Raw genomic sequence first — 23,650 nt, forward strand, 5'->3', positions numbered from 1 at the left:
GTAGATAAAAAAAGGTAAGATTGTTATTGTTCGAGGCTAAAAACGGGGGAAGGAAGGGCTAAAGCGTTTAAACTCTTTAGCTCTGGTCTCTAAAGTTAGTGGACTTTACGGACTTTATGGACCTGATGGATTTTACAGACCTATTTTTATTTGGATTATTAACGAATTCGGCGTTTCTTTGTGTTGAAATAAATTAATTGAAAATGACTTGTATAGTATAGGGTGAAAGGAGTGTTGGCCGAGGTGGGAAATTAACCTGTAACTTGCCGAAGGCAAATGTGACCTGTAGCTTGCAACTTGCCGGAGGTTATTAAAAATGATAAAGACGTGTTAGAGCGATTAAAAACATGGATGTTGCCTTTGGCGATGTTAAGCGGAGGGGTGTTTTATTCTTTTTTTAGCCTGTTCTCTTTCTTAACGCCCTATTTGATTTCGGTGATGCTGTTGATCACGTGTTGTCGTTTGTCAATCCGGGAAATGCGTTTCACGAGGTTACATGCCTGGATGTTGGCGATTCAGGTGTTCGGTAGCGTGTTTGTGTACGGTGTGTTGCGTTTTTTCGACCCGTTGTTGGGCGAGGCGATGATGATTTGCGTGCTGGCTCCGACGGCGGTTGCCGCGGCGGTGATTACCGGGATGCTGGGAGGAAGCGTGTCTTGTCTTGCGACGTACACGCTGGCTAGTAATCTTTGCGTGGCGGTCGTGGCTCCCGTGATCTTTTCGCTTGTCGGGGGGCAGGAGGGGGTATCTTTCGGGGCTTCTTTCTGGTATGTTTGTCGTCAGGTTGGTCCTTTGTTGTTACTTCCACTGGCTGGGGCGTGGGTACTTGAATATTTTGTTCCTTCCGTGCATAAGGTGTTGAGGAATCATCAAAGTATATCTTTTTACCTGTGGTCGTTGGGTTTGACGATCGTGATGGGGAAAACGGTTTCGTTTATCATGCAGCAGGATAGTAAGAATTACGGGGAAGAGTTCCTGATGGCTTTCGCCGCTTTGTTGCTTTGTATCGGGCAGTTTGCCCTAGGACGGTATATCGGGCGTCGTCACGGGGAAACGATTGCCGGGGGACAGGGACTCGGACAGAAGAATACGATTCTGGCGATCTGGATGGCACAGGTGTATCTTTCCCCGCTCTCGTCAATTGGTCCCGCGGCTTATGTGCTGTGGCAAAATAGTATGAATGCTTTGCAGTTGTGGTATAAAAAGAAGCAAGAGGGGTAGAAAGATAAAAGTTTGGAGATATTGTAAAAATGTATTATCTTACATGCGAGTATCGGTAGGGAAGAGAAAATGCTAATAGAATTGATATAATTATGAATAATTGGAGGGTGTGCATACTGTTACGATGTTGCAGGATGCTTATATGATTAAATCTTACCTGGAATCGACCGGAATTGAAACGCTTATTCCAGAGGAAATGACCGCGCAGGTAAATAATTTTTACATGAATAAAAAAATGAAATGACCTATGGAGAATGATAAAGTGGAACATGCTGATGATCATGAATTGGTATGTGTTAATGATAAGTTACGGAAAGAGGTGGATATATTATTCACGGACGAGGAAAGGAAGAAGAGGTTTATCGAGGTACTGCTTGGAAGCGTGGAAGAGTCACACGCGATAATGAATACGCTGGGGATGTTGTTAGAGTTTCCCAATATGATGCAAGATGCGGAGTTCCGGATGGAGATGCAGGAAACTATGGTGAAGCATAAGTTGGCATTAGCGGAACTGCTCAAGAAAATGAAAACATTATCCTGATGGGTAACTTAAGGTTTACTGGTTACGATTTTGGGGGTTGTTTTTTTATTGATAAGTAGGAACCCGGCGATAATTAACACTAGGGCAATCGGGTCGTGCCACGAGAATTTCTGTAATCCGAGGGAGATGGATACGATGGCCCCGGTGACGGGAAGAAGGTAGTAATACACGCTTTCCACGAAAGGGGTAATGTATTGCAACGCTTTTAGATTCAGGAAATAGGCGATCATCGTGGCGAAGACAAGAACGAATCCTAGTTCTAACCAGATATGTACCGGAGTTTCCGAGGTGAACAGGGGCGCTGTGAGGACTTGATGAAGTCCGAAAGGAAGCACGATGATCACCGCGGCCAGGCTCATCCAGCGCATGACGATCACGGAATTGAATTTCTGGGTGTACGGTTTGATCAGGATGAGGTACAGGGCGTTGAATATGGAGGAAACGAAAATGAGAACGTCTCCCGAGAACGAGTCTTTCACGGGCCCCGTGTGAGGCATGATCGAAACGTAAAGAGTTCCGGCAAGTCCCAGGGCAATACCGATGGCTTTGTATTTGTTGAAACTGGCATGCAGGATCAGGACGGCGAGGGCGATCACGATAATCGGTTGCACGGTTCGGATGACAAAAGCGTCGACAGGGCCGGTGATGTTCAATCCGTTGATGTATAGTAAAAGGTTGCCCCCAATTCCTAAAACACCGCCGAGCATCATCATCAGTATATCTTTTCTCGTGGGTTTAACCTGGTTGCCCGTGGGTAGGAAAAGAGAGATGATCCAAAAACCGCAAGCCATGATAGCGCAACGGATTAACACGAGTCCATGAGGCCCGACCCAGGTGGGCATCAGTATTTTCATGAAGTTCGTGTTGAAGCTGTATATGATGATTGTTGACAAGACCATAAGATGACCTATGATCTCTCTCGGTTTTCGGGTTGTCTCCATTCGTGTCCTCGTTTGTTTCCGAGATTAACGGAATTTCCCTGAGGAATGTTGTGTAACCCCTTGTAAATTATATTAAAAAACAGGAAATGCCCACGGGGGATTCCTGTTTATTTGTTCATATCTAACGCGACGTCATTGGCCGGGATGGGTTCTTTTCTTATAGAAAAATGGAAACGTGTTCCCCTACCCTCGGCGGAAGTGAATTGGATCGTTCCGCCCATGGCCTCGATGTACGCTTTGCAGATAGATAAACCGAGTCCCGGTCCGTCCGTGAACGTGTTGGCCTTGTAGAATCGCTCGAAAAGATAAGCATGGATTCTCGGAGGCATACCGACACCCGTGTCTTCCACGATGAAGTCTATCAAGTCCTGTTCTTTGTTCACGCTATAAGCCAGTTTGATATGTCCTTTATCCGTGAACTTTTGGGCATTTGACAGGATGTTGATGATGACCTGGTAAAGTTTCTGTTGATCCGTGTAGACGAGTAGTTTCGGGGAATCTCCTTCCAGGTATAGTTCCACGTTCGGGTGGGTGTTGTTCATTCGTAGAAGGATGATGTCCTGGCAGAACTCGTGCAGGCAGAAAGTGGTCATTTGCAGGTCGATCTTGTGAGCGTCGATTCGAGCCAGACGTAACACGTCGTTAGCCATGTGTGAAAGTTGATCCGAATGCTCGTAGATCAGGTTCATGTATTCATTTTGCTGCTTGTGTGTCAGCGTGCTGTCCGTGCTTACTAGGTTTGTCCAACCCAGGATGCAGTTTAACTGGTCGTTGATTTCATTTCCCAGTTTTTCGAGAAACGTGAATTTGGATTTCTCGATTCGTTCCGTTTTGGACAGGGCATCTTCTAACCGGATCTGAGCTTGTTTCAGTTCCGTGATGTCATGAATCGTGATGAGCATTTCCGGACGATCTTGCAGGTTCATGTAGGAACCCGACACGGATACGTTACATTTTAAGTTTTTCTTTTCCGATAAACGAAGGTTAACGGTAGCTTCCAGGTTAGAAAAGTCTTTTTTGCTTCTAAACGCTTCGGTAATAGCCTGTCTGATCGGGCAGGTCTGGCAGAGTTCCCCGTTTCCGCAACCTTTCGCGATAGAATTGACACAGTTGATCAGTTCCCCGACTTTCTTGGGTTGCTCCGATATAGGCGTGTTCGTTATCGCGTAGTAATTCGTTTTCTCGACGATAAAATTCCTGTCAATGACAAGAATATAAGACTTGATATGTTGTAAGATAAAATTGAATAACGCTGTCGAAGTTCCAATTTCCCCTTTTTTCTCGCTAATGATTTGTCTAGCCTGTATATATTTGTATACGATAAACAGGATAATACATATTAATATTGCGATGATAATGTGATTATTCATACTGCACGCTTCTTGTAATTCACCACAAAGTTTGTTATAATTTACCGATGTTCCAAAAGATAGAATTATAAATTTCTATCTTTTTGTGAAAATCGTCTTGTTGTAGTCACCACTATATAGCTTTATTTTCGTTGTAACTCATTGAATGGCGAGCGGTTCCGCTACCGGGAGAGTGTTCTTCGCGAAAATAAATGCAGGGTGTATTTTTTTACTTCTTGAAATGAGTCAAGAGTGTTCAAATGCTGATCAAGTACGAGAAAGTGTTTTTCTGTTTAACTTGTGTCAAAGCAAATTTTCGTATTCTTTATGACGGGCCACGTACACGCGGGCAAAAGGACAGGTTATAATTACTTTTAAATGGTTTGCGCGGGCGTAATCTAACGTGTGTTTTACTAGTGCCGCCCCGTAGCCTTTATTCTGCAAGGGTTTGGGTACGAACGTGTGCATGATGTTTATTCCCCCGTCAAAGGGTTTATATTCTACCACGGCCGAATTCCCGCCTTCGGAGAATTCGAACACGTGGTTCGTCTTGTTATGTGTAATTTCCATATTCTGAGTGTTTTGAGTTTATATTTATCAAGTATACGATAAAAGAGTACGTGCAGTTTCAATCTTTCGATTAAAAATTACTTGCTGTACGTTGATCGGGTTTATTGTGAGCTGTTTAGCCGTGGTTCTGAAGGTTGTCGAAAAGGTGTTTGTATGTTAGGATGGAATTTTATGATTTTTTAGGGAGAGATGATTTGGATATTAGAAAAGTGTTCGTATATTTGCGAACAACGAACAATGATATTATGGAGAAGAAGAAATACACGGAAGAGCAAGAGAAGATTGCTCGTTTTGCGAAGGCCATGGGGCATCCGGCCAGAATGGCTATCTTGGATTTCTTGGTGAAACAAGAGAATTGTTATTTCGGGGAGATTCACGAGGAATTGCCTATTGCTAAAGCAACGGTTTCGCAGCATTTGAAGGAGTTGAAAGATTCGGGATTGATCCAGGGGGAGATTGAGACCCCGAAGGTGAAGTATTGTATTAACCGTGAAAACTGGGAATTGGCCAGTGCTTTGTTTGCCGGGTTCTTTTGCGAGTGTAAGAAGAAAAAATCGTGTTGCGGGTAACACTATTTTTTTGCATGTAATGTTCGTAGTTCTACGAAATACGTATATTGATAAATTAAACTAGATGAATTATGGAAATTAAGATTTTAGGTACAGGATGCGCGAAATGTAGGGCCATGTTTCAGTTGACGGAACAGGCGGTGAACGAGTTGAGATTGGAGGCTAGTGTGGTGAAAGAGGAGGATATTTTGAAGATTATCAGTTATAAGGTTCTGGGGCTCCCGGCGTTGGTGGTCGACGGGGAGGTGGTGTCGGCAGGGCATGATTTGACGAAAGAGGAGATTAAAGTATTAATCGCTAAATAGAATACGGGTATGAAAGGAGTGTTGTATGTGATCGCGGCTGTGGCGTTGTTTGTCGCTTGCGGGAACGGGGCAAAGAAGAAGGCCGTGTCGGAAGAGAAAAGTCAATTAACAGGTGACCGGGTGGAAGTGCTTTATTTTCACGGGGCGCAACGTTGCGTGACTTGTAACGCGATTGAAGCGGAAACGAAAGCATTGCTTGACAGCGTTTACGCGAAGGAGATCAAAGCGGGTAAAGTGGTTTTTAAAGAGGTTGATATTTCGAAGAAGGAGAACGAGAAATTGGCAGACAAGTACGAGGTAACTTGGTCTTCGCTTTTCGTGAACGGTTGGAAAGAGGGACAGGAGACGGTGAATAACATGACGGATTTTGCGTTTTCGTACGTGAAAGCAGCTCCCGACACGTTCCGGAAAGGCGTTCGGGAGAAAGTAGATAGTTTGTTAAGGTAGTAGGATATGGAGTATCTTCAATCGTTAATAGATAATAGCAATGTCCCGTTGATCACGGCTTTTTTGCTGGGGTTGCTGACTGCGGTGAGTCCTTGCCCGTTGGCGACGAATATTACGGCAATAGGTTTTATCGGGAAAGATATCGAGAGTCATCATCGAATTTTTGTCAACGGGTTGCTCTACGCGTTAGGGCGGGTTCTGGCTTACACGGCCTTGGGTTTTATCCTGATCCCGATTCTCCGGGAGGGGGCGAGTATGTTTGCCGTGCAAAAGGTGGTGGCTAAGTACGGGGAAATGTTGCTTGCCCCGGCGCTGATCGTGGTTGGAGTGTATATGCTGGGCGTGTTCCGTTTGAAATTGCCGATGTTGAACGTGGGGAGTGATAAGTTGAAACAACGGAGTCGCGGCGCGTGGGGAGCTTTGTTGTTGGGGGTGTTGTTTGCCTTGGCTTTTTGTCCCACGAGCGGGGTGTTTTACTTCGGGATGTTGATTCCGATGTCAGCGGCAGAATCGGGTGGGTATCTTTTACCCGTGGTTTATGCTATTGCTACCGGTTTACCGGTGATTATCGTGGCTTGGATTCTGGCGTATAGCGTGGCCCGGCTTGGGAAGTTTTACAACCGGATGCAGGTATTCGAACGTTGGTTTCGTAAGGTGGTTGCCGTGTTGTTTATTGGTGTCGGAGTGTATTACGGGTATATTACTTATTTTTAAAATATCAGGTTATGAATACAATAGAGATTTTTGATCCGGCGATGTGTTGTCCTACGGGGTTATGCGGGCCGAATATCAATCCGGAATTATTACGGATAGCGGCAGGGATAGAGACTTTGAAGCGTCAGGGAATTCATGTTGCCCGACATAATTTGCGGGATGAACCGCAGTTATACGTGTCGAATCGGGTCGTGAACGAGTACTTGAAAGAGCATGGAGCGGAGGCGTTACCGATCACGTTGGTAAATGGGATTGTCGTGGTGTCGAAAGGGTACCCGACAAATGAACAATTGAGTGAATGGACCGGGGGCTCGGTAAAGATCGAAGGGATATAGGCTGAAGTTCCAGCCGGGTTTGTCAAAAGTTTGTGAAGTTTATGAACTGGAGCTGAGGCGTTTTAACGCTTTGGTCTTGGGTGTGTTGTTTTTAATCATTAAAAGAAATATATATGAAAGCGTTTAGTTTATCTGCGATTAAGTTGACAAAGTATTTGTTTTTCACCGGTAAAGGTGGTGTTGGAAAGACTTCGGTAGCTTGTGCCACGGCGGTCGGATTGGCCGATCAGGGTAAGAAAATCCTGTTGATCAGTACCGATCCGGCATCGAATTTACAGGACGTGTTTAACCAGCCGTTAAACGGGCATGGTTCGGAGATTCAAGATGTCCCGGGGTTAACCGTGGTGAATCTTAACCCGGAAGAGGCGGCGGCCGAATACCGGGAACGGGTGATCGGTCCTTATCGGGGGGCTTTGCCGGAAAGTGTGATACGTAATATGGAGGAACAGTTATCGGGGTCTTGTACGGTGGAGATCGCCGCGTTTAACGAGTTCTCTGATTTTATCACGGACAAGAAGAAGCAGGCAGAGTTTGATCATATCATTTTTGACACGGCACCGACGGGTCACACGTTGCGTATGTTGCAATTGCCCTCGGCATGGAGTACGTTTATAAACGAGAGTACTCACGGGGCATCGTGTTTGGGGCAGTTGTCCGGTTTGGAGGAACGGAAAGAGGTTTATAAGCAGGCCGTGGCAACTTTGGCCGACGAGGGGATGACGAGTCTGGTTTTGGTGAGTCGTCCGGAAGAGTCGGCTTTGCGTGAGGCGGCTCGTACTTCTGTTGAATTGCAGTTGTTGGGAATTAATAATCAATTACTCGTGGTGAACGGGGTGTTGCAGGTTGCCGATGGGAGTGATCCGGTTGCCCGGCAGATGTATGAACGGCAGCAGGCGGCGTTGAGCGGGATGCCAGACGTCTTGGGCACGTTCTCTATATATAGCGTGCCGTTGCGGTCTTATAATTTATCAGACGTGCGGAATGTCAGAAGGATGTTGCATGATGATTCTTTGTTGGAAGGCTTAGCTCGTGTGTCTGTTGCCGGGGAAAAGAGTCTGGATGATTTGATTAATGATCTGTATGTTTCCGGTAAGCGTGTTGTTTTTACAATGGGTAAAGGAGGTGTCGGGAAAACGACGTTGGCTACTCGTATCGCGTTAGGATTGAACGAGCGGGGTGTAAAGGTGCATTTGACAACGACGGATCCGGCGAATCATTTGAATTATGATCTGGCGATAGAGGCCGGTGTTACAGTGAGCCGTATTGATGAGGCAGAAGTGCTGGAGGATTACAAGAATGAGGTGCGGGCGAAGGCTTCGACGGCGATTAGTCCGGAGGATATGGAATATATAGAAGAAGATTTACGCTCTCCCTGTACGCAGGAGATTGCCGTGTTTAAAGCCTTCGCTGAGATCGTGGACCGGGCGGATTCGGAGGTGGTTGTGATCGACACGGCTCCCACGGGACACACGCTTTTGTTGTTGGATGCAACGGAGAGTTATCATCGGGAGGTGCAACGTACACAGGGGGATAGTTCCGAGACCGTGAGAAATCTGTTGCCGCGTTTGCGAAACGAGCGGGAAACGGAAGTGGTGATCGTGACTTTGCCGGAAGCGACACCTGTTTACGAGGCGGAACGGTTGCAGCAGGATTTACGGCGTGCGGGAATTCATAACAAGTGGTGGATCGTGAATTCCTGTCTTTCGTTGACAAGCACGAATGATAGTTTCTTACAGGCAAAGGCTCGGAATGAATTGGGGTGGATCGAGCGGGTGAAGGAGTTGTCCGGGGGAAACACGGCACTTGTTGAGTGGACTAACGAGTGTGTTTTATGAGTTGTATTGGATGAAAGAATAAGGATGTTATGGGAACGAAACAAGGTATAGGTTTTTTCGAGCGCTACCTGACAATTTGGGTGATGTTGTGTATCATGGTGGGTATCGCGATCGGACAATGGCTTCCGGTGATCCCGCGGGTGTTGAGCCGTTTGGAATACGCTAATGTCTCAATTCCGGTGGCCGTGTTGATCTGGTTGATGATTTACCCGATGATGTTGAAGGTGGATTTCCGGAGCGTGCGGGATGTGGGAAAGCGACCCAAGGGTATTGTTATTACCTGCGTGACGAATTGGTTGATCAAGCCATTCACGATGTTTGGTATTGCTTATTTATTCTTCTACGTGGTGTTCCGGACGCTGATTCCGGCGGAGTTGGCTGGGGAGTATCTGGCGGGAGCCGTGTTGCTTGGGGCGGCTCCTTGCACGGCAATGGTTTTCGTGTGGAGTTACCTGACCCGGGGGGATGCTGCCTACACGTTAGTGCAAGTGGCGTTGAATGATTTGATTATTCTCGTGGCGTTCGTACCGATCGTGGCATTGTTGCTGGGAGTGGGAGGGGTGGCTATCCCGTGGGATACTTTGTTCCTGTCCGTGGTGTTGTTCGTGGTGATTCCTTTGGTGGCGGGAATCGTGACACGTACGAGGGTTATCCGTCGACGGGGCATAGTTTATTTTAACGAGGTGTTCGTGAAGAAATTTGACAATTACACGGTTGGCGGGCTGTTGTTGACGTTAGTTATTTTATTCTCGTTCCAGGGAAAGATTATTTTGAGTAACCCGTTGCACATTTTATTGATTGCAGTTCCGTTGGTGTTGCAAACCGTGTTGATCTTTTTCGTGGCTTACGGCTGGGCGAGGTGGTGGAAGTTACCTCACGAGATAGCCGCCCCGGCGGGAATGATCGGGGCCAGTAATTTTTTCGAATTGGCCGTTGCCGTGGCAATATCGCTCTTCGGTTTGCAATCCGGGGCGGCATTGGTGACCGTGGTTGGGGTATTGGTGGAAGTTCCCGTGATGCTGGCACTGGTTCGGGTGGCGAACGGGACGAGGACTTGGTTCTCGAAAAGTAATTTATGAGAAAATGGGGTTGTATTCTTAAATGTTGCTTGCATGTAAGTTTATACTAAATTTGTATAAAAACAAAGTTTTCCGGTAATGGCGTGCGTTATGGGGAAATTATACAGGTTGGGTTGATTTTAAGAACTTTACGTGTGGAGGCTGATTCGTGATGATATTTTTCTTCATTCGCGTGGTGTATATCTCGGATAATTGTATAATTTTATAGCGCTCCCGTGTGGATGTGGCATGGATGAGCGCGTGAATCATAATTATTTATTTAATACACTATAAGTCATGAAACAAACATTGACATTTAATCTCTCCACGATCGCTTCCACGGAAAGTAAGATCAAGGTTGATCATTTCGATACGAGCGTGGAGGCGTTCGATAACGGAGAATATTTAAAGTCGTTTTACGCTTTGTTGGATTACGTGAACGACGAGTTTCGCGAAAAATACGGGAACGCTAAGGGAACAGAATTTAATATTCCTCACGGTTCGATCGTGGTGAATATTAAGATCGAAGATGATCAGTTGGTGATTCACGCCCCGTTTCTCTCCTTGCCTGAAAAGAACCGGATACCCTTGTTGAGACAGATCGCGGGATTGAATTTTAATGATCTGGATCTGGCCCAGATCGAGTTGAAGAAAGATCGTCTGGCGTTCGAGTACAGTTGTCCTCTGGCGTTGGCAAATCCTTACAAGATATATTATATCCTTCAAGAAATTTGTAGCACGGGCGATAAGTACGATGATGAGTTCGAGACGAAGTTCGGGGCTCAACGGGTGTACGAGCCGAAGGTGACACCTTTTGACGAGGAGACGTTGAACACGGTTTACGAGGTGATCCAGTTGAGTTGTAAAGAGTGTATGGACGCGGTAAAAGGGTTTGAGGTTGATCGGAAGTACGGGTTCGCTTGGAACGTGTTGGATACCACGATCCTGAAAGTGTTGTATTATGCTCACCCGCAAGGACAGTTATTGAATGACTTGAATAAAGCGGTTGCCGAGATGGATCGGGAGGATATCCCGTTGCCGGAAGTGGTAAACTTCGGGAAGTCGGTGATTGCCCGTTTGCAAGGGATGACGAAAGAGCAGCTTGCCGAGGATTTGTATTTCGTGGAGACATTCATTTCCGACAAGCGGCGTTCTAACCTGAAGAATATCCAGGAGAATTTCGAGAACTCGTATAATCGTGCCACGCAAGCATTCGAGTCCAATGATTACATGACTTGTTGCTTGATGATCGTCTACAAGTTCTACGAGATGTATTATTACAATAACGTGCAGGATGACGTGAATGCCGTGGTTGTACGCGCTTTGGAAAAATCCTCTGCTAAACCGTGGGATGAGGCAGCCCCGATTTTGCATGCCGCCATGGATAATATCATGGAGGGAGAGCTTGACGAGGATGATGACGAGGAAGAAGGTGAATTCGACATGTCGCAGATGATACAAGGAATGCAACAAGCCGTGCAAGCCATGCAAAGCGGTGGCGGTATGGTGGAATACATGCAGAAGGTGCAAGAATTGCAACAGCAGTTGGCAGCCGGGCAAGTCGGCATGGACGAGTATTTGCAGAAAGTTCAACAGTTAGCAGCCACTTATATGGGTGGCGGTCAGCAACAATAATGAAATTTAATACACTATGGAACAGAATATTTTTAACGCTGTATATAAGGTAAATCATGCTGGCGGGTCAGGCAGTTGTTTTTACCTGAAAAATAAGGATCTCTTCGTGACGAATTTCCACGTGGTAGACGGGTTTCGTGAAGTTGCCCTGCAAGATAATGATAAGAACCGTTTTTACGCCAGGGTGGTGTTGGTGAATCCGGCTAAGGATATTGCTTTGTTGAAGGCAGACGGTGATTTCTCTACCCTGCCGGAGATTAATTTATCCGTTTTGGACACGGTTTCTATCGGTCAAAAGATTAACGTGGCGGGTTACCCGTTCGGGATGCCTTTCACGGTGACCGAGGGAACGGTCTCTTCTCCTAGGCAGTTGATTAACGATAGTTATTATATCCAGACGGATGCGGCCGTGAATCCGGGAAATAGCGGGGGACCGATGTTCAACGATCAGAATGAACTGGTGGCTATCACTGCCAGCAAGATCACGGATGCGGATAACATGGGATTCGGTATCCCGGTAGCTTCGTTACGGGAATTACTGGAACAGATCGGTGATCTGGATACGGATGTGTTTAACGTGCAATGTAATAGTTGTGACGAGTTTATTTCTGACGAGGAGGAATATTGCCCCTCTTGCGGGGACAAGTTGCCGGAGAATATTTTTAAAGAACGTTCGTTGACCGATCTGGCCGTTTTCTGCGAGGAAGCGATCGAGGCGATGGGGATTAATCCCGTGCTGGCGCGTGTCGGTTACGAGAGTTGGGTATTCCACAAAGGAAGTTCGGAAATCCGGATGTTCGTTTATCAACGCTCTTATTTGTTGTGTACTTCGCCGATTAACGTGTTGCCGAAGAAGAATCTCGAACCGGTGTTGACTTACTTGCTTGACGCGGGAGTGAAACCTTACCAGTTGGGACTGGACGGTAACCAGATTTATCTCTCTTACCGGATTCATATTTCCGACGTGTTCTCGGATTATGCCGACGAGATACAAAAAAATATCACGAACATGGCTTTCAAGGCGGATGAATTGGATAATTACCTGATGGATACGTTCGGGTGCGAGTTGTCCGAGTATGCCAAGAAGGATGCTTGATATCTGAAAATAGATAAATAATAGATGAGGTGTGTCAAAAAGCACTTCTCCTCTAAAGTCACTACCTCCTTCAACTCCCTCTTACACAGGGGGAGAGTTGATTACCAAGCGGTTTCCCCTCCCGTGTAAGGAGGGGCCGGGGGGAGGTAGTGATTCAATAAATACTTTTGGTACCCCCCTTTGTTTTAGAACTTCTTTTGCCTATATTTACTTGTTCGTTAGTTGGGAATGACGCCTGATTTATGGTTCTTCCGTCCGGGGTACAGGGTACTTTGGGAGGGGGTATTCTGTGGTCGTGTCGGTATATCGATGATACTTCAAGGTAAAATCGGGGGTAAGTTCACGGTGTAGATCGGCAACTTATCGGCAACTTATCGTTAACTTATCGGCAACTTACCAGGGAGACACCGGCACGAGTGTACTGGAATAGCGGGTTGACGGGCTATGACGACTATTTAGTGCTTGTTAATAAATGTATCTAATAATACGAATTTTAACTAAGTTGTATCTTTTTTAAGTAAATGATTATTAGTGGATTAGTTTGATATAAATTGTAGTAGATGAAAACAGAAAAAGAGAAAATGATTGCCGGGGAGCTGTATGAATCAGCGGATACCGAGTTGCGTGAGGCGAGAATGCGTTCTAAAGAGTTAATATACGATTATAATCATACCCGTCCTTCCGAGTTGAAAGCACGTGAAAAGATCATACGTGAACTATTCGGGAGCGTGGGGAAGGGGTTTCTGATCGAGCAACCGTTTCATTGTGATTACGGGTATAATATTCGTGTCGGGGAGAATTTTTACGCTAACATGGGATGCGTGATTCTGGATTGTGCCCCGGTAACGATTGGCGATAACGTGATGCTTGCCCCGAACGTGAATATTTACACGGCCGGCCACCCGCTTGACGTGGAACAACGGAATGCCGGGGTGGAATATGCTTATCCCGTGACGATTGGCAATAACGTGTGGATTGGGGGGAACGTGACGATTGTTCCCGGCGTGACGATCGGGGATAATTCGGTTATCGGGGCTGGGAGCGTGGTGACGAAAGATATTCCTGCTAACGTGGTCGCGATGGGTAATCCTTGTCGGGTGGTGCGAGAGATCGTTTCTCGCGGGTGACGCTTAACGTCTGCAATATAACGGAGAGGATGATGATGGCTACCCCGATGTAAAACGGGGTATTCAGTTCTCTCGCCTCGTGGAAAAAGAGAATGGCGAGAATGATGCTGTACACGGGTTCGAGGTTGTAGCTGAGGTTGACCGTGAAAGCGGAAATGACTTTCAGGACTTGTATTTGCAGGGTGTAAAGTCCGATCGTGCAAACGGATGCGAGGATTAACAGGTAAACAAGGTTCGTACCGTCGGGTATAATCGTGGCTACCGGGAAATAATGGAGGTAAAAAGGCAGGAGGCAGGAGAGCCCGATGAACCCGCCGAGCATTTCGTGTAATAACAACGTGTTTGTCGGGTGGTTTTGTCCGATCTTTTTGTTCGTGATCGTGAACAGGGCACAGATTCCCGACGATATGACCCCCAGCCCGATTCCCAGGCGGTAACGGGTGTCGAAATGGAAGATGAGAATAATCCCGAACAGCGTCAGGAGACTGAAGAGTATTTCCTTGATGGATATTTTGCGGTGTAAGATCAAGGGTTCAAGAAAGGCCGTGAAGAAGCTGACCGTGGAAAAGCATACCACTCCGATCGAGATGTTTGACGCCTTGATGCTACCATAGAAAAATACCCAGTGCAATCCGAGTAATAGCCCGACACCCCCGATTTTTAGCGCTTCTTTCCAACCGACGGTTTGCAGTTTCTTGCTAAACCAGAGAATGGCCCCGAAAATCAGCGAGGCAAACAACATCCGGTACCACACGAGCAATCCCTCGTTTAGCGTGATCAATTTTCCGAAGATGCCCGTGGTTCCGGCGATGAGAATAGACAAGTGTAGTTTGGCGAAAGCTTCTCGCATGGCTCTGTGTTTTTAAGTTTGCACGGGGCAAAAGTAGATCTTTTTCATGAAATTTTACCCCGGTGATTGGAAAACTTACTTGCTATCCGGGATAATTAAAGGTCTGTCTCCACGGTATCTTTTTTGTCGATATAGTTCGAGAACCGGAAGGCCGGCATGCCGAGGGCCATGGCCGCGTGGATGGTGCCGTTTATACCCAGCATGTTGGCGAGCGTGTCTTTGTTTTCTTGATGGATGGCGGTGCAGACAAATCCCATGTAGAATTGGTTGACCCCGAGACATTCAGCCATGAGCGAGCCGTTCTGGTAAGCCAGATTTGCGTCGGCACTCCCGAAGCGACTGGATTTCGGCGTGTGGATAAAAAGGGCGGCAGTTGCTCCCCGGAGAATCATATCGTTTCCTTTGGCATACTCCCGGTTCAGACGGTCGAACACGGGTAAATAACGGTAAGCGTCGGGCATGATCTTTTTTAACACGAGTTTCAATATCGGGTTTTTCAGTTTTTTGGCGGCCGAATTGAACACGTCGAGCGTGAAGCGGGTGATCGCGTCGAGTTGTTCGGGATCGGTTACTAGCGTGAAGTATACTTGCTGCATGTTACTTGCTGTCGGGGCACGATGCGCGGCCTCGATGATCTGTTTGAGCGCTTCTTGAGGAATTGGTTGTTTTGAGAATGCCCGGTTGGATCGACGAGCCTTGCATACGAGCATCATTTGCTCGGGCGTGGGGTAGTCGCTATACTTGAACGGGTGAACCTTTTCCGCCGGGAACTCGGAGTGAAGTACCGATCCGGTCGGGCATACCGCCACGCAGTGACCGCACGCGATACAATTTTCCACGTTTTGTACTTTCACTGGAGAACCTTTTTCTTCCTGCGTGATGATCAGAGACGGGCAAATTCGTGCGCACTTGCCGCATTTGATGCAACTTTCCGTGTTAATGCTAAGTTGACCTTCCATTGTTATATGTTTTTGCCTGTGTTAATAATTCTTTGTCTTGTTTACAAAAGTAATGAATATAACGTGACCGCGAAGGTTTAATCCTTATTTTTGTTATGATATTAATCTACTCACGTGCGAGAGATTTGCTCACGCGGAGAATGATCTCGTTTCTTTCTGGAACCGGGAATGATGATAGGGGACTGAAAAGGATGGAGCGAGAATTTTTTCATTAACTTTGGGGTGTAATTTAAACTAACCGGGTGATGTATGAAACGAATTATTTTAACTTTGGGGGCACCCAATGACGAACAAGGAAATTTGAGCCCGATGGCATTGGATCGATTGGAGTGTACGTTGGGGCTTTATCAGCATAATGATCATGTGAAAATCCTTTGTACCGGAGGGTTTGGCGAGTCTTTTAACACGACGAATCATCCTCACGCTTATTATTCGAGACGCTTTTTGATGGAGCAAGGGGTGAGCGAAGATGCCTTGCTGGAACCAGTACTTACCACGAACACGGTGGAGGATTTCAGAATGTCAAAGCCTATTATTGAACGGGAGAAACCGGATTTATTACTGGTGGTGACTTCCGATTTTCACATGAGGCGTGTGAAACTGTTACACGATCTTATTTTGAAATACCCTCACGTGGTTTTTATTCCGGCGAAGTCAAGTTTGTCCGGGGAGGAGTTGGCTCCTTTGGTATTACACGAGGAACTTGCCGTCAAGAGTTTGCAGGAACGGAATTTCGAATTGTATTGATGGCTTAATCTTATCATCTTTTTTTCAAAAAAATGGAATCTTTCTTTTGTAAAATCAATTTTTCCCCTATCTTTGCGTCCGCATTTGGAGAGGTGGCAGAGTGGTCGATTGCGGCGGTCTTGAAAACCGTTGAACTGCGAGGTTCCGGGGGTTCGAATCCCTCCCTCTCCGCGAAATCGACTAGAAAAAAGAGAGTTAGCATGAAGCTGACTCTCTTTTTTGCATTTGAAGGATACGAATGAAGGGTTGGCGGGTTTGTATAATGAGGGTATTGTATAGAGTGATTGATCTGATATTTTCATTGTCGAGTTGTTTCTTTTTTAGAATTGCAAGATTTTTGCTTGAAAAAATGAAATTGAAACTCCGATGAACAGAAGGTTCACCTAATTTTTCATGTGAGCCGATTTTCCACTTGATCCGTAATCGCAATAAAAAAGAGAGGTCTTTAAAACCTCTCTAATTGACTGATGCTCAGTAGTCGGGATGACAGGATTTGAACCTGCGACAACACGCCCCCCAGACGTGGACTCTACCGGGCTGAGCTACATCCCGAAATGCGGATGCAAATGTAGTGAATTTTTTTGAAATGATGCAAGAGGTTGGAGGAAAAAAAAGGGCAGTTATTTGTGTTTTTAGCTTAGAGTGCAGGTTTTCATGGAATTGGAGAACGAAAAAAGGTGATGTGGAATAAAAAATTGGACGTGAAGTTTTTTTTTGGTAACTTTGCGAACCATTAAAAGAAATTGATGTGTTGTAAATTAAAAAAGGAATAGACTATGTCAACAGAAAATGCGATAGAAAGAGTTAAATGCTTGATTATAGGATCAGGACCTGCGGGTTATACTGCTGCTATATATGCTTCGAGAGCTAATTTGAATCCGGTACTTTACACGGGATTGCAGATGGGCGGTCAGTTGACCACGACCACGGAGGTTGAAAATTTTCCGGGATACCCGGAAGGTGTGACGGGTCCGGTGATGATGGAGGATATGAGAAAACAAGCAGAGCGTTTTGGAACGGATATTCGTTTTGGAATTGCTACTGATGTTGATTTTTCCGGTCATCCACACAAAGTGACGATTGATGGAGATAAAGTGATCGAGGCAGATGCGGTGATTATTGCAACAGGAGCTACTGCTAAATATTTGGGTTTGCCTTCAGAGGAAGCTTTCCGTGGGGCCGGGGTAAGTGCTTGTGCTACTTGCGACGGGTTCTTCTATCGCGGAAAAGACGTGGCTGTCGTGGGTGGTGGTGACACGGCTTGCGAGGAAGCAACTTATTTGGCTGGCTTGTGCCGTAAAGTATATTTGATCGTTCGTAAGGATTACCTGAGAGCATCCAAGGCGATGCAGGAACGTGTGTTCAAGACGGAGAATATAGAAGTTTTGTTCGAACATAACACGTTGGAATTGTTTGGTTCTGATATGGGAGTGGAAGGTGCACGTTTGGTGTACAAGAAAGGTTCCCCGGAAGAGCAAGTGAAAGAGATCAAGATTGACGGTTTCTTCCTGGCTATCGGACATACCCCGAATACTGACGTGTTCAAGAAATACATTAAATTGGACGAGCAAAATTATATCATTACCGAGGGTAAGTCTTGCAAGACGAATGTTCCCGGGGTATTTGCTGCCGGGGATGTTATGGACCCGACTTATCGTCAAGGTATCGCTGCTGCCGGTACAGGTTGTCGTGCTGCTATTGACGCGGAGCGCTATTTGGGAGAATTGAACGCGTAAACATGCTTTGACAAGGCTTTTGAAAGCATTGTTCTTGCAATAAAAATAGAAAAGCTGTTTGAAGTAATCTTTGAACAGCTTTTTCATTAAAAATGATACCGATGAAGTACTGGATTATTCTGATCACGCTTGTAATGGCTTGTCCCGGATTGGGAGAAGCGCAAGAGAAACGTAACGGTTTTCGCCTTGACCCGGTTTATAAATCGAACGTGCGGCGTAAGGCCGTGGCCCCGGTGAAGAAGAACGTGCCCTTGAAATCTTCCGTGTCCCGTCAAGCGGGCAAATGGACGTTAAGCGGTTCTTTCGGGATGTCTTTCGGGGATTATACTAGTATTGACGTGTCACCCCAGGTCGGGTATCACTGGAACGAATTTTTTTCCGCTGGTGGGGGTGTTAGTTACAATTATCACCATTCTTCCGGTAATTATGATATGAATTATCTTGGCGTGAACGTGTTCGGGCGGGTGAACCCGGTGAAATATATCGCTCTTCAAATCCAGCCGGAGCTGAAGGGTAGTTGGGGAAAAACGTACGGGCGGAAGATTGATTTCCGTTACGTGCCCACGATGCTTGTCGGCGGGGGCGGGGTTATCCCCACCGGAACAGGCTCTGTTTCCGTGATGTTTTATTATGACGTGATACAAGATCAGTATTCGCCTTACGGGAAAAACTGGGTATGTTCCGTGGGTTATTCCTTTAATATCTGATTATTTTATCGTGACCATGGTAGCCCCGTAGCCGTATTGCTTGAAAGAGGCGTCCTGATGATTGAAGCGCTTGTACTTGGTTTGAAGTTCCCAGAGTATACGTTGGCGCAGCACCCCGTCGCCCTTACCGTGGATGAACACGATCTTTTGCCCCCGTCGCAATTTGTAGTGTTCCAGCGTTTTGCGGAACATGTCCATTTGAAAATCCAGAATATCCTTGTTTTCCATTCCGGTAGTGTCGTCGATCAGGCTGTTAATGTGTAAATCGATCTCGATAATGTTACCGACCGGTTGTTTGACTTCGGGCTTGTGGAGCGTGTCCTCCGTTTTGCGCGGTGTTTTTTGTAGGAATTGTTCGGGGATTGTTTCCAATATTTCTTCTTTCGCGATGGTTTCTTTGTCAAGCGGGCGGAGTAGCGCGATGGAGTTGAACCAGCGGGTATGTTTGTATGCCCCGGCCTTGCAGAGATTCACGGGTGATACTTTTATTTGCGTGTCGATGGCGCTTTTTAACGGGTGGATTCCTTTCTGGTAGAAAACGGATTGCACGTGTATGGCCTTGATGCTGTCAATCTCTTTGAGGGAGTAGTTTCCGATCAGGTAGGTAGAATCCGGGTTACAGTTGCCGGCCGTGATCCCGTTGTATTTTTCCCCGTCTTGAAAGGTTATGGAATAGAGGCTTGTTTGGGGCGTGTCGTTCACGAAATAGATGTCGAATCTACTTTCCATCAGGTTGTTGAAGTTTTCCGGTACGAACGCGACGTAAAGCGTGTCGGCTGATTCCATGGTTACGCTTTTCTGCCCGGAGACGGGAGTGGAGGATGTTTCTTTTGTCGGTTTCACGTCCGAGTGAATCACGACAAGATTGTTCACGGAAGCGGGGATTTCGAACCCGTATTCCTCACAGTATACGTTTACCGTGTTGTTGTCAATAATCCCGGTTACTTTGCCTTCGAGTTTGTCCGATATGAACCGAACGATATCACCTATTCTTATATTCATGTTCTCTTCTGTTTTATTGTTAGACAAAAATAGTGTTTTTTTCATAGGAAAATATTAATTTAGCCAGCTGTTTGGTGAGCTAAGAACTAAAAGTTAAAAGTTAGAAGTGGGGTGGAAAGGGCTTAATCAAGTGATTATTAATTAAATCATGGCGTGTCTTGATGATAAATTGAAATAAAATATAATATAATGACATTACAAGAATTTCAACAATCAATTAGGGAAGGAATCCCGGCTGTGTTACCGGCTCCGAAGGCTTATGACCCGGAGATCAATCATGCACCTAAAAGGAAAGATATCCTGACAAAAGAAGAGAAAAAACTGGCTATACGCAACGCGTTACGTTATTTTGACCCGAAACATCATGCCGAGTTGGCACCGGAGTTTGCCGCGGAGTTGGAGAAATACGGGCGTATATACATGTATCGCCTTCGTCCGGATTATAAGATGTATGCTCATAATATCAATGACTATCCTCACAAGAGCTTGCAGGCCGCGGGTATCATGTTGATGATGAACAATAACTTGGATTATGCCGTGGCTCAACATCCTCACGAGTTGATCACTTACGGGGGAAATGGTGCCGTGTTCCAGAACTGGGCGCAGTATCGCTTGACCATGAAGTATCTGTCGGAAATGACCGACGAGCAGACGTTGGTACTCTATTCCGGCCACCCGATGGGATTATTCCCCTCGCACAAGGATGCTCCTCGTGTCGTGGTGACGAACGGTATGGTTATCCCTAACTATTCCAAGCCGGATGATTGGGAACGTTTTAACGCTCTTGGGGTTTCCCAGTACGGGCAGATGACGGCAGGTTCGTTCATGTATATTGGTCCGCAGGGTATTGTTCACGGTACAACGATTACCGTGTTGAATGCCGGTCGTAAGATCTCGAAGCATGGTGAAGGATTGGGCGGGAAATTATTTATCACCGCGGGGTTAGGCGGTATGTCCGGTGCACAACCGAAAGCCGCTAATATCGCTGGGTGTATCAGTATTACAGCCGAGATTAACCCGAAGGCAACGCATACCCGTTATTCCCAAGGTTGGGTGGACGAGGTGATTGATGATCTCGACAAGCTGGTTGAACGGGTGAAAGTGGCTCGCGAAAAGAAAGAAACGGTATCTATCGCCTTCCAGGGGAACGTGGTCGACGTGTGGGAACGTTTTGCTGAGGGCGACGTGCCTGTTGAATTGGGATCAGACCAGACATCCTTGCATAACCCGTGGGCGGGTGGTTACTATCCCGTGGGTGTCAGTTTCGAGGAGTCCAAGCGGATGATGGCCGAGGAACCGGAATTGTTCAAGCAAAAGGTACAGGAATCATTACGCCGTCACGTGGCTGCCATCAACAAATGCGTGGCTCGTTTTGATACTTATTTCTTTGATTATGGTAATGCTTTCTTGTTAGAGTCTTCCCGTGCGAATGCCGACATCATGAAGCCGAACGGAGACTTTAAGTACCCGTCATACGTGCAGGATATCATGGGTCCCATGTGTTTTGATTACGGGTTCGGGCCTTTCCGTTGGGTATGCTCTAGTGGTGACCCGAAGGATTTGGCCAAGACTGACGAGATCGCAGCTCGTGTGTTGGAAGAAATTAAAGCTCATTCCCCGAAAGAGATACAGCAGCAAATGGATGATAACATTCGTTGGATTAAGGCTGCCATGGAGAACCACTTGGTGGTGGGATCACAAGCCCGTATCCTGTATGCCGATGCCGAGGGACGTATCAAGATTGCCGAGGCTTTCAACAAGGCTATTGCTGCCGGGGAGATTTCGGCTCCCGTGATCCTGGGACGTGATCATCACGATGTTTCCGGTACGGATTCTCCTTATCGCGAGACTTCCAATATATACGACGGTTCTCGTTTCACGGCCGATATGGCTATCCAGAACGTGATCGGTGATTCTTTCCGCGGTGCTACTTGGGTATCTATCCACAATGGTGGCGGTGTAGGCTGGGGAGAAGTGATTAACGGTGGTTTCGGGATGATGCTGGACGGTTCGGCAGATAGCGACAGACGTTTGAAGAGTATGCTGTTCTGGGACGTGAATAACGGTATTTCCCGTCGTAGCTGGGCTCGTAACGAGGGTGCTGTTTTCGCGATTAAACGTGCGATGGAAGCGAATCCGAATTTGAAGGTAACGTTGCCGAATTTCGCGGATGACCAGTTGATAGAGTCTTTATTTTAGATAAAATATTTTTTGATAGCGGGGAATGCTTTTGAACGGCATTCCCCGTTTTGTTTTGTGTTTAGCGGGTAAAGTCCCTGACGAACTTTTGGCGTGTGATTTCTTCGGCTGGGAGAATGAGAATGCGAGGAGCCGAAGTTATAAAATATGCTATAAACAAGGAATAGCCTTGTGCAGAACTGCTTTTTTCCCTTTCGGTTTTCCGGGAATAGATTTAATATTACTTCGTTTGGCGAGCTACCGGAAAGCGTTAAACTTGTATAAATCCCACTAAAATGGCGGCTAGGTGTGGGTTAGGTGGCGGTTAGGTGTGGGCCAAGTGGCCTACATGTGGCCTAATAGTCACTTGGTAGTCGCCTAAAAAAATAGGCGATCCCTTGTTTTGGGGATGAATAGAGATTGTCAGAGAAGTCAATTTACCTGGAACAACCACCCCTAGCCCCTCCTTACACGGGAGGGGAAACTGCTTGGTAATCAATCCTCCCCCCCCGTGTAAGGGGGTGCCGGAGGGGGTAGTGATTTTGTAGGGAAGAGACTTTTCAGACAGCCTTGGAGCTGTACGTTTATTTGAACAAGGACGTGAACTTGGCGGGTATGTGAGTTTCAAATTTCATCTTTTTGCCCGTAACCGGGTGGATGAAATGGAGTTTGAAAGCGTGCAGGGCCAAGCGGTGCAAGGGGTTTTTCGTGGCCCCGTATTTCTTGTCTCCGGTAACGGGGTGACCTATTTCCTGCATGTGTACCCTGATCTGGTTTTTACGTCCGGTTTCGAGACTCAGTTCCACGAGCGAGAATTGTCGGTTTGATTTTAGCGTCGTGTAGTTCGTGATTGCGAGTTTTCCATCTCTAGCGGAGGCTGAATGGACGATGAGAGCGCTGTTTTCACTGATGTATGATTTTACTTGCCCTTGTTCCGGTTGCGGGCATCCCTCGACAACGGCCACGTAGTTCCGTTCGAGAATCATGTCGTTCCAATTTTTCTGTAAGGTTTCCTGGGTTTTCAAGTTTTTGGCGAACATCATGATTCCTGAGGTTTCTTTATCCAATCGGTGGAGGATGAGGACGTGGCCTCGGGGATTTTTACTTTTCACGTAGGTGTTCAGGATATGGTAGGCTGTTTTGGTCTTGTCCCGTTCCGTCCCCATGGAGAGTAAACCGCTCGCTTTCTCAACGACAATCAAGTCTTCATCCTCGTGTAGGATGTTTAACATCGGGTGATGAAAGGGGGCTGCCGTCTTGTTCATGCCAACGGTCACCGTGTCGCCGGGTTTTAGCGGGGTGTCGAATTGGGTGGTAATCCGGTTGTTGACTTGCACGAGTTTATGGGCCAACAGTGATTTAACGGTTGTCCTGCTTTGATCATGCAAGGCTTGCAACAGGAAGGGCATGAGTGTGTTCTCTTCCTGGATTTCGAAATTTCTGCTTCGTGGTGTCGGGCGATGGGATGGGTATTTGGGTTTCATAAGTTTATCTACATTATTCGAGGGTAAAGATAATAAAAGTAAAGATGCGGAATGATGATTAAGTGAATGTTTGTACGAAAATAGACAAATTTAACCTCGTGTTGTTGCGGAAATAGGGGCGTACCACTGGAACTTGGGCTTGATCTTTGTTGTATACTCTGTTTGGAATCTTATTGGCATGGAAAGAAATATGTAAGAGAGGGTAATGTTTGATGAAAAAATGATTATAAATCGGTAATTTAAG

General features: G+C 46.4%; 23 protein-coding genes and 2 tRNA genes. 17 read left to right on the forward strand and 8 right to left on the reverse strand.

Features of this window, described 5'->3' with window-relative positions:
* Positions 1-327 precede the first annotated feature (327 nt).
* The gene (locus DWW52_RS10150) at positions 328-1,221 is read left to right on the forward strand and encodes a transporter (protein WP_118715658.1); all 894 of its coding nucleotides are present in this window, start codon (positions 328-330) and stop codon (positions 1,219-1,221) included.
* A 247-nt stretch (positions 1,222-1,468) separates the two neighbouring features.
* Positions 1,469-1,762: a hypothetical protein gene (locus DWW52_RS10155; RefSeq protein ID WP_118715403.1), complete on the forward strand. Its 294-nt coding sequence runs from the start codon at positions 1,469-1,471 to the stop codon at positions 1,760-1,762.
* Between the two features lie 8 nt (positions 1,763-1,770).
* Here DWW52_RS10155 and DWW52_RS10160 read toward each other — a convergent pair whose 3' ends face one another.
* The 3 genes from DWW52_RS10160 to DWW52_RS10170 all read right to left on the reverse strand — a co-directional run bounded on the left by DWW52_RS10160 (position 1,771) and on the right by DWW52_RS10170 (position 4,622).
* On the reverse strand, positions 1,771-2,703 hold the full coding sequence (locus tag DWW52_RS10160) for a DMT family transporter (protein WP_118715404.1): 933 nt from the start codon (positions 2,701-2,703) through the stop codon (positions 1,771-1,773).
* Positions 2,704-2,810: 107 nt separating this feature from the next.
* Positions 2,811-4,073, reverse strand: a complete 1,263-nt coding sequence (locus tag DWW52_RS10165; RefSeq protein ID WP_118715405.1) for a HAMP domain-containing sensor histidine kinase — start codon at positions 4,071-4,073, stop codon at positions 2,811-2,813.
* Between the two features lie 282 nt (positions 4,074-4,355).
* Entirely contained in the window at positions 4,356-4,622 is a 267-nt protein-coding gene (locus DWW52_RS10170) for a GNAT family N-acetyltransferase (protein WP_118715406.1), read from the reverse strand.
* Between the two features lie 245 nt (positions 4,623-4,867).
* Between DWW52_RS10170 and DWW52_RS10175 the strand changes: the two genes are divergently transcribed.
* The 10 genes from DWW52_RS10175 to DWW52_RS10220 all read left to right on the forward strand — a co-directional run bounded on the left by DWW52_RS10175 (position 4,868) and on the right by DWW52_RS10220 (position 13,743).
* Positions 4,868-5,191, forward strand: coding sequence for a helix-turn-helix transcriptional regulator (locus DWW52_RS10175; protein WP_118715659.1), 324 nt, complete (start codon positions 4,868-4,870; stop codon positions 5,189-5,191).
* A 71-nt stretch (positions 5,192-5,262) separates the two neighbouring features.
* A complete protein-coding gene (locus tag DWW52_RS10180; RefSeq protein WP_118715407.1) occupies positions 5,263-5,496 on the forward strand; it encodes a thioredoxin family protein in 234 nt (77 codons plus the stop codon).
* A 9-nt stretch (positions 5,497-5,505) separates the two neighbouring features.
* Positions 5,506-5,943 carry a nitrophenyl compound nitroreductase subunit ArsF family protein gene (locus DWW52_RS10185; RefSeq protein WP_118715408.1) on the forward strand — a complete coding sequence of 146 codons (438 nt, stop codon included), beginning with the start codon at positions 5,506-5,508 and terminating at the stop codon, positions 5,941-5,943.
* Between the two features lie 6 nt (positions 5,944-5,949).
* Complete coding sequence (locus tag DWW52_RS10190; RefSeq protein WP_118715409.1) at positions 5,950-6,657, forward strand: aromatic aminobenezylarsenical efflux permease ArsG family transporter; 708 nt, start codon at positions 5,950-5,952, stop codon at positions 6,655-6,657.
* Between the two features lie 11 nt (positions 6,658-6,668).
* Positions 6,669-6,992, forward strand: coding sequence for an arsenite efflux transporter metallochaperone ArsD (arsD, locus tag DWW52_RS10195; RefSeq protein WP_118715410.1), 324 nt, complete (start codon positions 6,669-6,671; stop codon positions 6,990-6,992).
* A gap of 113 nt (positions 6,993-7,105) precedes the next feature.
* Positions 7,106-8,827: an arsenical pump-driving ATPase gene (arsA, locus tag DWW52_RS10200; protein ID WP_118715411.1), complete on the forward strand. Its 1,722-nt coding sequence runs from the start codon at positions 7,106-7,108 to the stop codon at positions 8,825-8,827.
* Between the two features lie 29 nt (positions 8,828-8,856).
* Positions 8,857-9,906 (forward strand): ACR3 family arsenite efflux transporter, encoded by a 1,050-nt coding sequence (arsB, locus tag DWW52_RS10205; RefSeq protein WP_118715412.1) that lies wholly within the window; start codon positions 8,857-8,859, stop codon positions 9,904-9,906.
* A gap of 276 nt (positions 9,907-10,182) precedes the next feature.
* On the forward strand, positions 10,183-11,520 hold the full coding sequence (locus DWW52_RS10210; protein WP_118715413.1) for a hypothetical protein: 1,338 nt from the start codon (positions 10,183-10,185) through the stop codon (positions 11,518-11,520).
* A 16-nt stretch (positions 11,521-11,536) separates the two neighbouring features.
* Positions 11,537-12,616, forward strand: coding sequence for a trypsin-like peptidase domain-containing protein (locus tag DWW52_RS10215; protein ID WP_118715414.1), 1,080 nt, complete (start codon positions 11,537-11,539; stop codon positions 12,614-12,616).
* A gap of 560 nt (positions 12,617-13,176) precedes the next feature.
* A complete protein-coding gene (locus tag DWW52_RS10220) occupies positions 13,177-13,743 on the forward strand; it encodes a sugar O-acetyltransferase (protein WP_118715415.1) in 567 nt (188 codons plus the stop codon).
* Here DWW52_RS10220 and DWW52_RS10225 read toward each other — a convergent pair.
* Positions 13,682-14,593 (reverse strand): DMT family transporter, encoded by a 912-nt coding sequence (locus DWW52_RS10225; protein ID WP_118715416.1) that lies wholly within the window; start codon positions 14,591-14,593, stop codon positions 13,682-13,684. The genes DWW52_RS10220 and DWW52_RS10225 overlap by 62 nt on opposite strands.
* Before the next feature lie 95 nt (positions 14,594-14,688).
* Positions 14,689-15,552, reverse strand: coding sequence for a nitroreductase family protein (locus tag DWW52_RS10230; protein WP_118715417.1), 864 nt, complete (start codon positions 15,550-15,552; stop codon positions 14,689-14,691).
* Between the two features lie 249 nt (positions 15,553-15,801).
* On the opposite strand from DWW52_RS10230, the gene DWW52_RS10235 reads away from it, so the two are divergent.
* Both DWW52_RS10235 and DWW52_RS10240 read left to right on the forward strand, forming a co-directional pair.
* A complete protein-coding gene (locus DWW52_RS10235) occupies positions 15,802-16,299 on the forward strand; it encodes a YdcF family protein (protein WP_118715418.1) in 498 nt (165 codons plus the stop codon).
* Between the two features lie 86 nt (positions 16,300-16,385).
* Positions 16,386-16,470, forward strand: a tRNA-Ser gene (locus tag DWW52_RS10240).
* A 307-nt stretch (positions 16,471-16,777) separates the two neighbouring features.
* Here DWW52_RS10240 and DWW52_RS10245 read toward each other — a convergent pair.
* A tRNA-Pro gene (locus tag DWW52_RS10245) sits at positions 16,778-16,851 on the reverse strand.
* Positions 16,852-17,075: 224 nt separating this feature from the next.
* Between DWW52_RS10245 and trxB the strand changes: the two genes are divergently transcribed.
* Together trxB and DWW52_RS10255 are read left to right on the forward strand one after the other, a co-directional pair.
* Positions 17,076-18,035 carry a thioredoxin-disulfide reductase gene (gene trxB / locus DWW52_RS10250; protein WP_118715419.1) on the forward strand — a complete coding sequence of 320 codons (960 nt, stop codon included), beginning with the start codon at positions 17,076-17,078 and terminating at the stop codon, positions 18,033-18,035.
* A gap of 101 nt (positions 18,036-18,136) precedes the next feature.
* Positions 18,137-18,742, forward strand: a complete 606-nt coding sequence (locus DWW52_RS10255) for a hypothetical protein (RefSeq protein WP_118715420.1) — start codon at positions 18,137-18,139, stop codon at positions 18,740-18,742.
* Here the strand turns inward: DWW52_RS10255 and DWW52_RS10260 are convergent, their stop codons facing one another.
* Positions 18,743-19,744: a DUF2027 domain-containing protein gene (locus DWW52_RS10260; RefSeq protein ID WP_118715660.1), complete on the reverse strand. Its 1,002-nt coding sequence runs from the start codon at positions 19,742-19,744 to the stop codon at positions 18,743-18,745.
* Positions 19,745-19,933: 189 nt separating this feature from the next.
* On the opposite strand from DWW52_RS10260, the gene DWW52_RS10265 reads away from it, so the two are divergent.
* Positions 19,934-21,943 carry a urocanate hydratase gene (locus tag DWW52_RS10265; protein ID WP_118715421.1) on the forward strand — a complete coding sequence of 670 codons (2,010 nt, stop codon included), beginning with the start codon at positions 19,934-19,936 and terminating at the stop codon, positions 21,941-21,943.
* A gap of 563 nt (positions 21,944-22,506) precedes the next feature.
* Here the strand turns inward: DWW52_RS10265 and DWW52_RS10275 are convergent.
* Positions 22,507-23,406, reverse strand: coding sequence for an RluA family pseudouridine synthase (locus tag DWW52_RS10275; RefSeq protein ID WP_118715423.1), 900 nt, complete (start codon positions 23,404-23,406; stop codon positions 22,507-22,509).
* Positions 23,407-23,650: the final 244 nt, after the last annotated feature.

Source organism: Odoribacter sp. AF15-53, from assembly GCF_003479425.1.
In the GTDB taxonomy this organism is placed as follows: Bacteria; Bacteroidota; Bacteroidia; order Bacteroidales; family Marinifilaceae; genus Butyricimonas.